17 protein-coding genes are annotated in these 14,366 nt (G+C 36.9%); 14 read left to right on the forward strand and 3 right to left on the reverse strand.

Annotated elements, in window-relative coordinates; translation table 11 throughout:
* The first annotated feature begins 3 nt into the window (after positions 1-3).
* From dcuS to BM012_RS11785, 9 genes are all read left to right on the forward strand, one after another.
* Positions 4-1,605 (forward strand): DcuS/MalK family sensor histidine kinase, encoded by a 1,602-nt coding sequence (gene dcuS / locus BM012_RS11745; RefSeq protein ID WP_061804642.1) that lies wholly within the window; start codon positions 4-6, stop codon positions 1,603-1,605.
* Positions 1,602-2,309 (forward strand): response regulator, encoded by a 708-nt coding sequence (locus tag BM012_RS11750; protein WP_061804641.1) that lies wholly within the window; start codon positions 1,602-1,604, stop codon positions 2,307-2,309. The genes dcuS and BM012_RS11750 overlap by 4 nt, the downstream gene beginning before the upstream one ends.
* 199 nt (positions 2,310-2,508) lie before the next feature.
* Positions 2,509-2,904 carry a LiaF transmembrane domain-containing protein gene (locus BM012_RS11755; RefSeq protein WP_061804640.1) on the forward strand — a complete coding sequence of 132 codons (396 nt, stop codon included), beginning with the start codon at positions 2,509-2,511 and terminating at the stop codon, positions 2,902-2,904.
* A 27-nt stretch (positions 2,905-2,931) separates the two neighbouring features.
* Entirely contained in the window at positions 2,932-3,588 is a 657-nt protein-coding gene (locus BM012_RS11760; RefSeq protein WP_061804639.1) for a PspA/IM30 family protein, read from the forward strand.
* A 76-nt stretch (positions 3,589-3,664) separates the two neighbouring features.
* The gene (liaG, locus tag BM012_RS11765; protein ID WP_061804638.1) at positions 3,665-4,528 is read left to right on the forward strand and encodes a LiaG family protein; all 864 of its coding nucleotides are present in this window, start codon (positions 3,665-3,667) and stop codon (positions 4,526-4,528) included.
* Between the two features lie 20 nt (positions 4,529-4,548).
* Positions 4,549-5,325 (forward strand): cell wall-active antibiotics response protein LiaF, encoded by a 777-nt coding sequence (liaF, locus tag BM012_RS11770; RefSeq protein WP_061804637.1) that lies wholly within the window; start codon positions 4,549-4,551, stop codon positions 5,323-5,325.
* Positions 5,322-6,374 (forward strand): sensor histidine kinase, encoded by a 1,053-nt coding sequence (locus BM012_RS11775; protein ID WP_061804636.1) that lies wholly within the window; start codon positions 5,322-5,324, stop codon positions 6,372-6,374. The genes liaF and BM012_RS11775 overlap by 4 nt, the downstream gene beginning before the upstream one ends.
* The gene (locus BM012_RS11780; RefSeq protein WP_061804635.1) at positions 6,374-7,006 is read left to right on the forward strand and encodes a response regulator; all 633 of its coding nucleotides are present in this window, start codon (positions 6,374-6,376) and stop codon (positions 7,004-7,006) included. The genes BM012_RS11775 and BM012_RS11780 overlap by 1 nt, the downstream gene beginning before the upstream one ends.
* 63 nt (positions 7,007-7,069) lie before the next feature.
* Positions 7,070-8,044 carry a LacI family DNA-binding transcriptional regulator gene (locus BM012_RS11785; RefSeq protein WP_061804634.1) on the forward strand — a complete coding sequence of 325 codons (975 nt, stop codon included), beginning with the start codon at positions 7,070-7,072 and terminating at the stop codon, positions 8,042-8,044.
* A gap of 29 nt (positions 8,045-8,073) precedes the next feature.
* On the opposite strand, the gene BM012_RS11790 is transcribed toward BM012_RS11785, so the two are convergent.
* Positions 8,074-9,039 carry an ABC transporter substrate-binding protein gene (locus BM012_RS11790; RefSeq protein WP_061804633.1) on the reverse strand — a complete coding sequence of 322 codons (966 nt, stop codon included), beginning with the start codon at positions 9,037-9,039 and terminating at the stop codon, positions 8,074-8,076.
* Between the two features lie 182 nt (positions 9,040-9,221).
* Here BM012_RS11790 and BM012_RS11795 point away from each other — a divergent pair, with 182 nt between their 5' ends.
* The 4 genes from BM012_RS11795 to BM012_RS11810 all read left to right on the forward strand — a co-directional run bounded on the left by BM012_RS11795 (position 9,222) and on the right by BM012_RS11810 (position 12,477).
* Positions 9,222-10,226, forward strand: coding sequence for a FecCD family ABC transporter permease (locus tag BM012_RS11795; RefSeq protein WP_061804632.1), 1,005 nt, complete (start codon positions 9,222-9,224; stop codon positions 10,224-10,226).
* Positions 10,223-11,278: a FecCD family ABC transporter permease gene (locus BM012_RS11800; protein WP_061804631.1), complete on the forward strand. Its 1,056-nt coding sequence runs from the start codon at positions 10,223-10,225 to the stop codon at positions 11,276-11,278. The genes BM012_RS11795 and BM012_RS11800 overlap by 4 nt, the downstream gene beginning before the upstream one ends.
* Positions 11,279-11,345: 67 nt before the next feature.
* On the forward strand, positions 11,346-12,176 hold the full coding sequence (locus tag BM012_RS11805; protein ID WP_061804630.1) for an ABC transporter ATP-binding protein: 831 nt from the start codon (positions 11,346-11,348) through the stop codon (positions 12,174-12,176).
* 46 nt (positions 12,177-12,222) lie between these two features.
* Positions 12,223-12,477 (forward strand): DUF2573 family protein, encoded by a 255-nt coding sequence (locus BM012_RS11810; RefSeq protein ID WP_019394995.1) that lies wholly within the window; start codon positions 12,223-12,225, stop codon positions 12,475-12,477.
* A 22-nt stretch (positions 12,478-12,499) separates the two neighbouring features.
* On the opposite strand, the gene BM012_RS11815 is transcribed toward BM012_RS11810, so the two are convergent.
* Positions 12,500-12,820, reverse strand: a complete 321-nt coding sequence (locus tag BM012_RS11815) for a spore coat protein (protein WP_061804629.1) — start codon at positions 12,818-12,820, stop codon at positions 12,500-12,502.
* 14 nt (positions 12,821-12,834) lie between these two features.
* Positions 12,835-13,107 (reverse strand): hypothetical protein, encoded by a 273-nt coding sequence (locus tag BM012_RS11820; RefSeq protein WP_061804628.1) that lies wholly within the window; start codon positions 13,105-13,107, stop codon positions 12,835-12,837.
* Positions 13,108-13,421: 314 nt separating this feature from the next.
* Between BM012_RS11820 and BM012_RS11825 the strand changes: the two genes are divergently transcribed.
* Positions 13,422-14,339 (forward strand): proline dehydrogenase family protein, encoded by a 918-nt coding sequence (locus BM012_RS11825; RefSeq protein WP_061804627.1) that lies wholly within the window; start codon positions 13,422-13,424, stop codon positions 14,337-14,339.
* Positions 14,340-14,366: the final 27 nt, after the last annotated feature.

Consider the following 14,366-nt stretch of genomic DNA (forward strand, 5'->3'; position numbering starts at 1 on the left):
TCGATGTTCAAGCATCGCCTGAAGTTAAGCTCTAGTATTATCATCTTTGTGTGTGTTGTTGTTATTTTGTCCTTATTTTTAACAGATACTTTAATTAGTCGAACCATTACGAAAACGATTCGAACAGATCAAGAAGAAAAAGCAATGAACGTAGCCCGAACTGTTGCGCTTTCTCCTGTTATTCGAGAAGGGCTCTTACATAAAGAAGAAAGCAAGGAGATTCAGGAGTATACAAAAGATATTCAAAAAGCTACAAAAGTGGAATTTGTCGTTGTTATTGATATGAAAGGCATTCGTAAATCACATCCAAATCCAAAAAACATTGGCAAGAAGTTTTCAGGAGGAGATGAAAAGGAAGTTTTAAAAGGGAAAGAAACCATCTCTATTTCAGAAGGAACACTTGGCATGTCTTCCCGCTCTTTCACACCTGTAAGGGATGAGAATGGAAAGCAAATTGGGGCTGTTGCGGTAGGCACTTCTCTGAATAAGATTGAACAAGCTTTGCAAAAAGCTCATGATAGCATTTTAGTCGGGTCTATTGTTGGTCTTATCATTGGAGTTCTTGGCGCCATTCTACTTGCTCGTTATATTAAAAAGACTCTTTTTGGGCTTGAACCATATGCAATTGCTAAAATATTGGAAGAGCGAAATACAATGCTTCAGTCTGCTCATGAAGGCATTATTGCCGTTGACCGAGATGGTAAGATTACGCTTGTTAACCGCTCTGCTCTGCGTCTTTTTCAAAGAGCAGGCTTATCAAATGAGCCAATTGGGAAGGCTGTAGACGAGTATCTGCCAGTATCAAAACTAAGCACCATTTTGAAGGAAAGACAGGTTCAGTTAGATGAAGAGATTAATATTAACGGGGTTTCAATGCTTGTGAACCGAGTTCCGCTTATTTTGGAAGATAAAGTTGTTGGAGCTATCTCAACACTTCGTGATAAGACAGAAGTGAATCAGCTAGCAGAGCAGTTAACAGGAGTACGACTTTATGCAGAAGCATTGAGAGCACAATCACATGAGTTTAAAAATAAACTTCACGTAATTTTAGGGATGACCCAAATGGGATATTATGATGAGCTGTCTGATTACATTAACCAGCTTGTAAATCATCAAAATCAAGAAGTTGGGCTTGTGATGAAACATATTAAGAGCCCTGCGCTTGCAGGGTTTATTATTGGAAAATTAAGCTATGCAAGAGAAGAAAGAACGAGCTTGCAGATTGATAGTGAAACACCTATCCCTGAACCTAAATCACCAGAAGTAACTCACGAGCTTATTACCATCATCGGAAACTTAATTGATAATGCAATTGATGCTGTAGCAAAAGGGGAAAGAAAAGAAGTTACGGTTAATTTACATTATAAAAACAATCGTCTAACGATTGAAGTAAATGATACAGGGGCTGGCATTTCAGAAGAAGTGCAGAAAAATTTATTTGTTAAAGGCTTCTCCACAAAAGGAGACAATAGAGGAATAGGACTTTATTTGGTAGAGAGAAGTGTAAGAGAGCTTGGTGGCTATATTGACGTAGAGTCAACGCCTAGCGAAGGAACAACGTTTGTTGTAGAACTATTTTATGAACCTAGAGGTGAAGAAGCGTGATTAGAGTCTTGATTGTTGAAGATGATCCAATGGTAGCTGAATTTAATAAACGCTACCTTGAAGAAATAGAAGGATTTGAGCTTGCTGGGGTAGCTTATTCTGTCGATGAGGCGCTCGGGAAATTGCAAGACACAGTTGTTGATTTGATACTTTTAGACGTTTTTATGCCTGAACGTACGGGCCTAGAGCTGTTGGATGAAATTCGTAACCAGCATAAGAAAATTGATGTTATCTTAATTACGGCAGCTTCTGAAGTGGACAAAGTCCAAACAGCATTGCGTTATGGAGCTGTAGATTATTTAATTAAACCATTTGAATTTGATCGTTTTAATCGTGCACTTGTATCATATCGGGAGAAACGAGCATTTTTTGACATGCAAACAAATGTTAAGCAAGAAGATTTGGATCAAAATATCCTAAATAGAACACAAAAAACAGTTTCGGAATCATTGCCAAAAGGATTAACTAAAAGCACTCTTAAAATTTTACTAGCAGCGATCGAAAATATGGACAAAGATCCATTTTCAACAGACGATGTTGCCGAAGATGTAGGAATTTCAAGAGTATCTGTTCGGAAATATTTACGCTTTTTAACAGACATTCATGTATTAGAGGAAAAGATGACATATGGTACAGTAGGAAGACCTGTTTATCTTTATCACTTTAATGAAAAGAATCGTTCACTTGTTAAGAACTATTTATAATAGTAGGCTAACGACGTTTAAACAAACGTTTGATTAGGCCCAAAAAGAGGGTTCTCCGCTAAGGGGAATCCTCTTTTTTTGGTGGACTGATATAAAAATAAGACTAGAGTCTTAGCACAAAATGCACCGCTAAGACGTTATGAGAACAATGAAAATTACCTATAGTAAAAGTAACGAAACGAAAGGAGGGGACAAAACATTGAATGTAAAAGCATTGCTTGGAATTGTCTTCGTACTTATTGGAGGAAGCATTTTGCTAGGGAACGGCTTTTTAGGAGGGATTCTATCATTCCTTGTAGCATGCGTCCTTTTATACTATGGATGGCTAACGGTAAATAAAGGGGATTCAAAAGGAAAAAAAGTATTAGGCATCATTGCTATTTTCTTTGGAATCATCTTAATTGCAAACGCAGTACCGTTTCTGGCGGGAGTCGCTTTCGCTGCTTTCTTTATCTATGTTGGCTGGAAGATGTTAACAAGCCAAAAAGAAGCTTCATCAGAAGAATATCATTACAGTAGCCCAGTTGTTTCAGACCCTGTAACCAAAAGTTCATTTGATACAGAATGGGAAGATTTTTTAAAAAAAGATAAATAATTTAAAACCCCTGAGGAGGAAATAAAGATGGTATTAAGAAGAATTAGAAATATGGTTGTTGCAACAGTAAACGATAACTTAGACAAGATGGAAAATCCGCTTGTGATGATTAATCAATATTTACGCGATATGGAAGAAGAGCTTTCAAAAGCAAGGCATGCTGTTGCTCAGCAAGAAGCTATTAAAGCAGATTTTGAACGTCGTTTAACATACTCTCAAAAAATGAAAAAGAAACGCTATGATCAAGCTCAGATTGCTGTTAATTCTGGTGAGGAAGATTTAGCCCGAAAAGCACTCATGGAGATGAAACAACATGAAGAAAAAGTGTTACAATACGAAGAGATATATGAGCAATCTGTAGCACAGCTTGTTGAATTAAAAGAACAATTAGGAAAATTAGAAGAAAGAATTCAAGCTTTAAGAGATAAGAGACATACGCTTGTTGCACGTGCAAACGTTGTAAAAGCAAAAGAACATATGAACGCATCTATTAATCGAATTGATTCAAATAGTTCATACAGAGAATTTCAGCGTCTTGAAGCACGTATTATGGACATGGAAACAAAAGCAAACGTATATACTGCCTACAACTTTGATGGGGAACAAACAGCATTTACAAAGCTTGAGCATGAGGAAGATGTAGAAAAAGAGCTCCAAAAATTGAAAGAAGTACAAAAGGCTTAACTATGAAAAGTAAACAAACCATCGGTGTTCTTTTCACACCGATGGGAATTTTACTTTAGGCTAAGGAGAAACGAATATGAAAAAATTAATAGGGCTTTTATTTGTTATTATAGGAATAACTGTGTTGTCTAGTGTTCTTATTGGTCAAAGTTCTTTTGCATTTGGAGACAAGAGAACAAAAAGTGAGACGTTTGCAGAAGATGAGATTCATAATATCAAGTTAAATATTAAAAGTGCTGATGTTAACTTTATTGCAAAAGACCGTCAAGATATTAAAGTTATCATAGAAGATAAGCGGGCATTTAAAAAGAGCATAAGCCTGAATCAAGTTGGAGATGTGTTAAATATTAAACAAAAAGGTGCTACGTTTAATATGTTTCAATCCACACAGGTTACAATAGAGGTACCAAGTAGCTATGAAAGAGATGTAAATGTTGCATCAAGCTCTGGTAATATTGTGATTAAGAATAATGGAGAGAAACCGCTGAAATTAGACCGTCTTACGGTTCAAGCTACATCAGGAGATACACAGTTTTTTGATGTAGATGCCAAACAGCTTCATATTGAAAAGTCTTCTGGAAATGTGAAGGGTGAAAATCTTAGTACAGAGACCACATTTGCTCATTTAACATCAGGAAATCTAACGCTTAACGGGTTTGAAGGAGAAATTGATGCAAAAGCAACATCAGGCGATATTTCCATCGTAATGGATGAGGTTAAAGGTAACGGAAATGTGAAAGCAACGTCAGGCGATATTAACGTCAAACTTCCCCATAAGAGCAATACGCACCTCAAAGCCCATGTTTCCTCAGGCGATATTAACGTAGATCAAAGATTTAAAGTGAAAACACAAATGGAAGAAGACTTAGAGGCTAAAGAAGGAAATGGAAAATATGCTTTCAACATCAAGGCTACAAGCGGTGATATTGATATTCAATAATGAGAAAAGGAGGGGAGGATGTGCGCCTGCCTAAAAACAAACTACTCGGACTTCTAATTGTTTTTACCGGAATTAGTATTTTACTCAACATTGTTCATTTAGCTGGTCTATTAGCAGGTCCTCTCTTTTTATTTATGGTTGGCGCCTTCTTATTACGATACAGCAATCGAATCATTGGCATAGGATTCTTAGGTCTTTCAGCAGTTGTTGCTTTTCAAAATATTTTCAGCATAAACCTAGCAGGCTTAGCAGTTGCAGCAGCTTTTATATATGTTGGCTATCGTCTTCTTTCAGGGAAGAAGATGTGGAAAACACGAGAAAAGCAGGAGAATCGTAAAAAGAAAGGTTTCTTTTCCAAGAAGGGCAAGGAACCTATTTCATTTCAAAAAGAGGAACAAGTATACAAAGAAGATATCCACGTGCGAGGAATCCCATACCAAAATTCGCTTCTTGGTGATTTTCGTTTGATTAATCATCAGTTTGATTTAAAAGATTTAAATCTCTCTCACCTTATTGGAGATGTGAAAATTGATTTATCTAAAGCAATTGTTCCAGTGGGTGAAAATGCCATCGTTATTAGCGGACTTATTGGAGATGTTGATATTTATGTACCGTATGATTTGGAAGTTTCGGTAACAACAACAAATCTGTTTGGGAAAACAAAAGTTTTTCACTATGAACAAAGCGGATTCAATCGACAAGCCTCTATTGCTACAAACGGATATGAAGGGGCTGATGCAAAAGTGAAGATTGCTATTACAACACTTATTGGGGATATTGATGTGAGGCATTTATGAAAAGGAAACGATTAAATATTCAGTGGCGCTTTATTAATATTTTCGTAGCCATGAACATTATTACTCTTCTTTTTGTTTTAACAATTGTAATGTCTTATTTCAAACTTAATCCCCTCGATTTTTTGAGCTTGAATTGGTTTAATATCCCCTTTATTTTCTTTCTTCTCTTTGCTGTGATCGGAATTGGAGTTGTAGCAGGCTATTCATATGGAAATCCTCTTAAAGAACGGCTGGAGGTCTTATTTGAATCTATTTTACGCTATGAAAAAGGAAACTTTTCTTATAGATTATCCAACCTTGGGGAAGATGAGGTTGGTTTAATTGGAGAACAGCTTAATCAGATGGCTAGTCAAATTGAAAAGCAAGTAGCTTCTCTTCAAAAACTTTCAGCAGAGAAAGTAGAGTGGCGTGATCAGCTAAGACGTTCAGCAGTTGTTGAAGAGCGTCAGCGTTTGGCACGAGAGCTTCATGACGCAGTAAGTCAGCAACTTTTTGCTATCTCAATGATGTCTTCTGCTGTAAAGGAAATGACGCAGCAGGACAGCAAGCATTTAAAACAACTTACGTTAATCGAGAAAATGGCAGGAGATGCTCAGAATGAAATGAGAGCCCTTTTATTACATTTGCGTCCAGCAACGCTTGAAAATAAATCGCTCAATGAAGGACTACAGGAACTTTTGCAAGAATTAAATAGCAAACAAACAATGGACATTCATTGGGATTTTGAAGATATTCTCCTTTCAAAAGGCATTGAAGATCACTTGTTTCGGATTGTACAAGAAGCTCTTTCAAACGTCTTTAGACATTCAAAGGCAAGCGCTGTAGTTGTGAAGCTTCATAAAGTACATAATGGAGTATATTTAAAGATTATTGATAATGGTGTAGGGTTTGTTCAGGGAGATACAAAAGCTTCTTCATACGGTTTGCAGTCTATTACAGAACGAGCCAGTGAGGTGGGAGGAGTAGCCGAGATTATATCGCTTCCTGATAAAGGAACACAAATAACCGTAAAAATACCGATTGTAGATGAGAGTAAGGAGAGAGAATAATGATTCGGGTACTGCTAGTAGACGACCATGAAATGGTTAGACTTGGAATGGCTGCTTATTTAGAAGCACAGCCTGATATTGAAGTTGTTGGGGAAGCATCAAACGGGGAGGAAGGAATTCAGCTTGCTTTAGAGCATAAACCAGACGTTATCTTAATGGATCTTGTGATGGAAGGAATGGATGGTGTTGAAGCAACAAAACGAATCTGTTCATCTATGGCAGATGCTAAAGTTATCGTTCTAACAAGCTTTATTGATGATGACAAAGTGTATCCTGTTATTGAAGCTGGGGCATTAAGCTATTTGCTTAAAACCTCGAAAGCTCATGAAATTGCTTCTGCGATTAGAGCTGCTGCTAAAGGTGAGTCGGTCCTTGAAGCAAAGGTAACAGGAAAAGTGCTATCAAGAATGCGAACGCCTTCACAGTCTTTTCCACACGATCTTTTAACAGCGCGCGAGCTGGAAATTCTTCGTCTTATTGCAGAAGGAAAAACAAACGGAGAGATTGCGGAAGCTCTCTTTATTGCTGTGAAGACAGTTAAAACTCATACAACAAATATATTTTCAAAACTAGAAGTAGAAGATCGGACACAAGCAGCCATTTATGCTCACCGAAACAAACTTGTGGACTAGTTGGATTTATGCATAAGAGTATTCTCCTATGCTTTTTTGCTTTATAAAAGAAGGAGGGAAGAGATGAGTAACATTCGTAAGATTGCAGAGCTTGCAAATGTCTCTATTACAACCGTTTCTAGAGTATTAAATAATCATCCATATGTGGCTGAAGAAAAGCGAAAAGCAGTATTAGACATCATCAAACAGTTAAATTATACCCCTAATATTAATGCGATTCATCTTGCAAAAGGCCACACAGGTATTGTTGGTGTTGTCATTCCTAATATGACTCTTCCTTATTTCAGCGGTGTTATAGATGGGATTTCAAATAAAGCGATGGAACATGATTATAAATTAATGATCTATCAAACAAAGTATGAAAGAGAAAAGGAAATTGAAGCCCTAGAAATGTTAAAGAAAAAGCAAGTTGATGGCCTTATTATTATTTCTCGGAAAGTAGAATGGAGTCTTATCGAATCTTATAGTGAGTACGGTCCTATCCTTATTTGTGAAGACCGAGAAAGTAAAAAAGTCTCTACAATCTCAATTAACCATTACGAAGGCTTTGCCATTGGAATGAACTATTTGAGGGAAAAGGGACACAAAAGAGTTGGTTGCTGTCTTAATCGTTTGGAAGGATCAAATAGTAAAAAAAGGATACAAGCTTACTATGACTTCGGAGAAAAATTTGAAATGAATGTTAGAGAACAGTGGATTTTTAAGGGATGTTTATTTATTGAAGACGGGAAAAGAGTGATAGAGCAATTAAAGAAGATGCCTGATCCTCCAACTGCTTTACTTGTTGCAAGTGATTATGTTGCAGCAGGGATCATGACGAGCTGTGATGAATACGGGGTAGAAGTTCCAACAGATTTAGCATTCATAGGTTTTGATAATCACCCATTAGCAGAAGCACTTCATATTACAACAATTGAACATCCGATTGTAGAGCTTGGTTCAAGAGCTCTTGCCAAAATTCATTCAGTTCTGCATGAAGTAGAATCTCCTTCTCAATCTCAACTTCCTTTAAAATTAATTGAACGGAGAACCGTATAAAAAGGAGGCTATTATTAGCCTCCTTTATGTTATTTCTTATTTAAAAAGTATTTTTCAATATCATCAAGCATTTTATCTGCTGCAATTACACCACCTGCAGTGTTCCAAACGGCATCATCAACTTTATAAACTTGCCCGTTTTTAGAAACGGAAAGGTTTTTGAACAGCTCTTTGTTCGTCCACTCTTTTTCTACTTCATTTCCTTTTTTATCGCCTGTATCATACGTGAAATAGAAGAGAACATCTCCATCCATTGCCGGAATGCGCTCGTCCGTTACACCCATCTCAGCAAAGTCTGCTTTATTTTGTTCTTCAGGACGCTTAAAACCTAGTTGATCTAAAATAATTCCTGCAAATGTATCTTTATGATAAATTCTTGTTTCACCGGCCATAAAGCGAACAAGCGAGACTTTTTTATTTGTTTCATCCCCAAGCTCCTCTTTTAGTCCAGCAACACGATTATCAAAATCACTTAATACTTTATTTCCTTCTTTTTCTTTATTAACTGTTTTTGCATACACCTTGAAGTTTTCCTTCCAATCTCCACGAAGTTCTTCAGTGAAAACAGTTGGAGCAATAGCATTTAACTTATCATATACTTTCTCTTGTCGTACTTTATTTCCAATGATTAAATCTGGTTTAAGAGACGCAATTGTTTCAAGACTTGGCTCCATTTCTGTTCCGACAACTTCAACGTCTTTCATGTCATCTTTAATATGGTTATACCATGGGTTGCCTGTCCATGATTGAACAGCACCAACAGGTTTAATACCAAGTGCAAGAAGGGCCTCTGTTCCTTCATTTGTTAACACAACAACCCGTTTCGGATTCTCTGGAACTTTAGATTCTCCCATTGCATGTTTAATTGTTATTGTTTCTTTTTCGCTGCTTTTTTCCTTTCCTGAACTTTCACTATTTCCGCATCCTGCTAATACAAATAGAAATGTTAGGATAGTAAAAAGAGCAAGAAAACGGTTTTTTGTACCCCTAAGCATATCTTCATCCCCCTCAATATATGAAAATCATTATCAATTAGATAATAGGAGAAAGAAAATAGAAAGTCAATAATAATTGAAAATGATTTTCAAAGTCATTGACAGTATTTTTATCATCTCATACACTAAAGAGAGAAAAAAACAGAAAATTTTATACTTAAGATAGAATAGGGGTCACCGTTATGAATCTGAGCACACCTCTTCAAAGAAGTCTTGGACTTTTTTTGCTCATTCTCTTGTTAATACTTTGTATGTGTCTAAGTGTTTTAATGGGTTATACAAATACAGGAATACATACTGTTATAAATGCCGTATCGCATTTTAATGGTTCCAATGAGCAAATTGTCGTAAGAACTGTGCGAATCCCACGAGCTTTGATTGCAACGGCAATAGGAAGTAGCTTAGCTATCTCTGGTTTGCTTTTGCAAGCTTTAACTAAAAATCCGCTCGCTTCACCAGATATTATTGGCTTTAATGCAGGAGCAAGTTTTTTCATTGTGATAGGACTTATGCTTTTTTCTATCAATTCGTTGCAAGGATTCACTTGGCTTGCTTTTTTAGGAGCTGCTTTTTCAGGCATTATCGTTTACTTGCTTGCTTCCGCTGGGCGAGATGGTCTTACACCAATGAAGCTTACATTAGCAGGAGCAGCGATTGCAGCAATGTTTGCTTCCTTAACACAAGGTTTACTTGTTTTGGATGAACAGGCTCTTGAACAGATGCTCTTCTGGTTGTCTGGTTCTGTACAAGGCCGTGATTTATCACTTTTACAAGCTGTTTTACCTTATCTTGTAGGAGCAACAGCTGTCTCCTTATTTTTAGGAGGAAAATTAAATACACTAGCAATGGGTGAAGAGGTAGCTCTTGGACTTGGTCAACGAACAGGAACTGTCAAACTAATAACAGCAGTTGTGACCATTCTGTTAGCAGGAGGAGCAGTTGCTGTAGCAGGACCAATTGGCTTTGTTGGCATTATTATTCCACAGCTTGCTCGTTTTGTGATTGGAAATGATTATCGCTGGCTCATTCCGTACAGCGGAGTCCTAGGAGCTGTGCTACTCCTTCTAGCAGATATTGGAGCACGATATGTAATTATGCCAGAAGAAGTGCCTGTGGGAATTATGACGGCTATTTTGGGAACTCCTTTTTTCATATACATTGCGCGTAGAAAAGGAGAGGTTTTATGAACAAATATACACCTTTTCGGATGCGTAATAGCTTTTCATTTTTGATAGATCGGAAATCATTAAGCATTAATATGGTCTTTTTTGTCTTATTGTTGGGGAGCGCGATTGTTGTAATAGGGCTTGGAGAGCAGTTTATTTCACCTCTAAAAGTTGTCGCTGTCTTGTTCGGGAATGGCGATCCTTTTTCAACACTTATTGTTAACTCCTTTCGTTTACCTCGAATCATTATTGCGATGCTTGTTGGCATTTGTTTAGCAATCGCAGGTGCAATTTTACAAGGAGTGGTAAAAAACCCTATTGCATCTCCTGATATCATTGGAATTACAGGAGGAGCTGCTGCTGCCGTTGTGCTATTTTTAAATCTTTTTAGTACAGATAGTGGGACACTAACTGTGAGTATCGATTGGCTTCCGCTTGCAGCATTTACTGGGGCCTGTATCGTTTCTATTCTTCTTTACCTTTTTGCATGGCAAGGTGGAGTTTCACCAGTTCGAATGGTTCTTGTAGGTATTGGGATGTGGGCTTTTACAAAAGCTGCAACAACGCTTCTTCTTATTATGGGACCGATCCATCAACAAAGTCAGGCAAATATTTGGATTACAGGATCAGTATATGGAGCTTCATGGGAAGGAGTTCGGATTCTTTTTCCTATTACGCTTATTTTATTTTTTGTTACAATAGTGATGATTAGAATGATTAACATTCAAGAGTTTGGAGAAGACGTAGCAACTTCAGTTGGAAACCGTGTTCAACTTTCCCGCTTTTTCCTACTGCTTGTAAGCACAGCATTAACAGGAAGCGCCGTTGCTTTTGGTGGAGGGATTAGTTTTGTCGGTTTATTAGCTCCACATATTGCAAGAAGACTTGTAGGATCATCATTTGGGGCGTTAATTCCACTAAGTGCTTTTATTGGAGCAATTTTAGTTTTAATTTCAGATACAATTGGAAGAGTTGTATTTCTTCCATTAGAGATACCAGCCGGAGTCTTTACGGCAGCTGTCGGAGCTCCTTATTTTATTTTTTTACTCTACAAACAGCGCAATGTAGGATAGGGAAACAGAAGTTTATGGAGTGTATAAGTGAGAAAAGAAAATTTCTGTTGAAGGAGCGTTAGCAGATATGAAGGCAATGGAAACAAAAGATTTAACATTAGGATATGGAGAAACGGTTATTATTGACGAACTGAACTTGGAAATCCCTAAAGGAGAGATAACCGTTTTTATTGGGGGAAACGGCTGTGGAAAATCAACGTTGCTTCGTTCAATGGCACGTTTGTTAAAACCACAGCAAGGCTCTGTTGTACTTGAGGGAGAAATGATGAGCAAAATTGCTACAAAAGAAGTGGCTAAAAAGCTTGCTATTTTACCACAGGGCCCTGTAGCTCCAGAAGGACTTACTGTATTACAACTTGTAAAGCAAGGACGTTATCCTTATCAAAACTGGTTGAAACAGTGGTCTGAAGAAGATGAGAGAAAAGTCCAGAATGCGCTTGAATCAACAGGGATGAGCGCTCTTGCAGATCGCCACGTTGATTCCCTTTCAGGCGGTCAACGTCAAAGAGCATGGATTGCTATGACGCTTGCTCAAGATACAGAAATTATTTTGCTTGACGAACCAACAACATATCTAGATATGACACACCAAATTGAAATTTTAGATTTGCTATTTGATTTAAATGAGAAAGAACAGCGTACGATTGTAATGGTACTTCATGATCTGAACCTTGCCTGTCGCTATGCTCACCATATTGTAGCTATTCGTGATAAAAAAGTATATGCACAAGGGCGTCCAGAAGATATTGTAAGCTGTGAACTTGTAAAGAACGTTTTTGAAATGAGCTGTCAAGTAACGGTTGATCCGCTCTTTGGAACACCTCTTTGTATTCCACATGGAAAAGGAAGATGTATTGTTCAGCAAGTAACGAAAAATCAAAATGCAGACGTTGGATAAGAAGCAAGCGGTAAAGGGAAACCTTTAAAAGCTTGGAGGGATGATAATGAAAGAAGAGTTCCAAGGTCAATTTTCAGCATTAATTGAAAAATATACAGAGCTTATGCTTGGAGATACGTCAGAAGAACTTCAAGAAAAAATCAAAATGTGGGCTCTGTATACCCATATCTCCAAAACGATGCCACCTCTTGCTAAACATTGGAACAGTCAGTATCCAGATGCAAAGAAAGAAATGATTGATCTTGTGCGTGAGATTAAAGAACTAAACGAGAGACATCGGGAAAATCAAAAAAAGGCTTGATACTTTAGTATCAAGCCTTTTTTTAATGAGTTGGAAATTGATTCATATATCCTTGGAATTGTTCATAGCTTTGCTGAAGTTTATTTGAGTCCTGAGCCTCAATACCATAAAAGCCCTTTTTAAACATAAGATTATAAATCTCACGCTGACAGTCTTGTGACTCGTTAAAGATTACTGAAATCTCTTGATATAGTTCATCATGACTAAATTCATTAAGAGCCGTGCAATATGAAGCTGTCATATATTTCTCGGTTGAAAGGATGTCTGTAATAAAATCAAGATCATTCATTGCAGATGTCTTGTTAATGGGTAATTCTGGGTTTTTGATTTTCTGATCAGCCATCGTTTAGTTCTCCTTTACTGTAAAATTTGCTGTGATTGTGTATTTTCAAGATGAGGTAAGATTCTCTCATAATGGCGCTGATGCATTTTACATACTTTTTCAATTTCTTGTGCAATCTCTGCATCTTGACATTGAGAAGCAAAGAAATGTGCTTTTTTCATTGCTACTAAGTTCCACGTTAGCATATCTGTAATATAAAGAGCGTCTTTTGTAGAAATGACTTTTGGTGGTTCCATAAACATTGGTTGTGATTGATTTGTACTTTGTTCATTCATTTCATTTTGCATAAAAATCCCTCCTTAAGGCAAAAAAATTCTCCTTTATTTTGGCTTCTTTAGGATGTTCCTATTCACCGGAATTTTCATATTATATAGCATAAATATATGTTTGAATAAAAAGAGAAAAATCCCTGAGTAAATGAGCCTACTTTTTGAAAAAATGTTTGTCTTTTTTTGGGGAAGGGTAAATTTCTAGTACGTTACCCTTTACATGTAGAAATATTTAAAGATATTCAATCTAGCTCTGATGGTCTACTGTTGTTTTAAAGGAATGAAATCATTTAAGTAGCATTAAATGTTATTTAATCAAGGGGGAGAAAGAAATGGAACAAGCAATGCGAGGTTTTTTTCTATATTTATCTAGGAATAAAGCGCTTACGAAAGTAGCTAAAAAGTATGGTTTACAATTTGGGGCTAAACGATTTGTAGCAGGGGATACAATTAATTTAGCAGTGGATGTTATTAGAGGGTTAAATAATAAAGGATTAGACGTTACGATTGATTATCTTGGTGAGTTTATTGAAAGCGAAGAAGAAGCAATGGAAATGACAAATCAGTGCATTGAAGCAATACAAGCAATCGGACGTGAAAGTATAGAGTCTCAACTTTCTCTTAAGCTCACATCACTTGGACTTGATTTGTCTTCAGATATAGCAATACAAAATATGAAGCGTATTTTAGATGAAGCAGAGACAAACGGTGTGTTTGTAACAATTGATATGGAAGATTATTCACGCTGTGAGAAAACGCTTAGAATCTTCAAAGAACTTAAAACAAAGTATGATAATATTGGAACCGTAATTCAAGCCTATTTGCGCCGGACAGAAAATGATATGAAAGAACTTGATGCATACGAGCCAAATTTGCGTCTTGTTAAAGGGGCATACAAGGAACCAAAAGAAGTAGTTTTCCCAAAAAAGCAGGATGTTGATGAGAATTTTAAGAAGATTATTGAAATGCACATGCTCAATGGACATTATACAGCTGTTGCAACACATGATGACAAGATTATCGAATACACAAAAAATCTAGTTCTAAAACATAACATCCCAAAGGAACAGTTTGAGTTTCAAATGCTGTATGGAATTCGAACTGAAAAGCAGGAAGAGCTTGTGAAAGATGGATACAGAATGAGGGTATATGTTCCATATGGGACAGATTGGTATGGCTATTTTATGAGAAGATTAGCAGAGCGTCCTGCAAACGTCGCTTTTGTTTTAAAAGGAATGAGCAAAAAGTAGAAAAAGACTTGCTACTATTTTAGCAAG

The organism is Priestia endophytica DSM 13796 (assembly GCF_900115845.1).
Taxonomy (GTDB): domain Bacteria; phylum Bacillota; class Bacilli; order Bacillales; family Bacillaceae_H; genus Bacillus_I; species Bacillus_I endophytica.

Bases quoted from the DNA above. Each gene is read 5' to 3' on its own strand.
- BM012_RS11820 (WP_061804628.1), bottom strand. From the start codon at position 13,107: ATGCAAAATGAAATGAATGAACAAAGTACAAATCAATCACAACCAATG.
- liaG (WP_061804638.1), top strand. From the start codon at position 3,665: ATGAAAAAATTAATAGGGCTTTTATTTGTTATTATAGGAATAACTGTG.
- BM012_RS11760 (WP_061804639.1), top strand. From the start codon at position 2,932: ATGGTATTAAGAAGAATTAGAAATATGGTTGTTGCAACAGTAAACGAT.
- BM012_RS11815 (WP_061804629.1), bottom strand. From the start codon at position 12,820: ATGGCTGATCAGAAAATCAAAAACCCAGAATTACCCATTAACAAGACA.
- BM012_RS11810 (WP_019394995.1), top strand. From the start codon at position 12,223: ATGAAAGAAGAGTTCCAAGGTCAATTTTCAGCATTAATTGAAAAATAT.
- dcuS (WP_061804642.1), top strand. From the start codon at position 4: ATGTTCAAGCATCGCCTGAAGTTAAGCTCTAGTATTATCATCTTTGTG.
- BM012_RS11775 (WP_061804636.1), top strand. From the start codon at position 5,322: ATGAAAAGGAAACGATTAAATATTCAGTGGCGCTTTATTAATATTTTC.
- BM012_RS11780 (WP_061804635.1), top strand. From the start codon at position 6,374: ATGATTCGGGTACTGCTAGTAGACGACCATGAAATGGTTAGACTTGGA.
- BM012_RS11785 (WP_061804634.1), top strand. From the start codon at position 7,070: ATGAGTAACATTCGTAAGATTGCAGAGCTTGCAAATGTCTCTATTACA.
- BM012_RS11800 (WP_061804631.1), top strand. From the start codon at position 10,223: ATGAACAAATATACACCTTTTCGGATGCGTAATAGCTTTTCATTTTTG.
- BM012_RS11790 (WP_061804633.1), bottom strand. From the start codon at position 9,039: ATGCTTAGGGGTACAAAAAACCGTTTTCTTGCTCTTTTTACTATCCTA.
- BM012_RS11805 (WP_061804630.1), top strand. From the start codon at position 11,346: ATGAAGGCAATGGAAACAAAAGATTTAACATTAGGATATGGAGAAACG.
- BM012_RS11825 (WP_061804627.1), top strand. From the start codon at position 13,422: ATGGAACAAGCAATGCGAGGTTTTTTTCTATATTTATCTAGGAATAAA.
- BM012_RS11795 (WP_061804632.1), top strand. From the start codon at position 9,222: ATGAATCTGAGCACACCTCTTCAAAGAAGTCTTGGACTTTTTTTGCTC.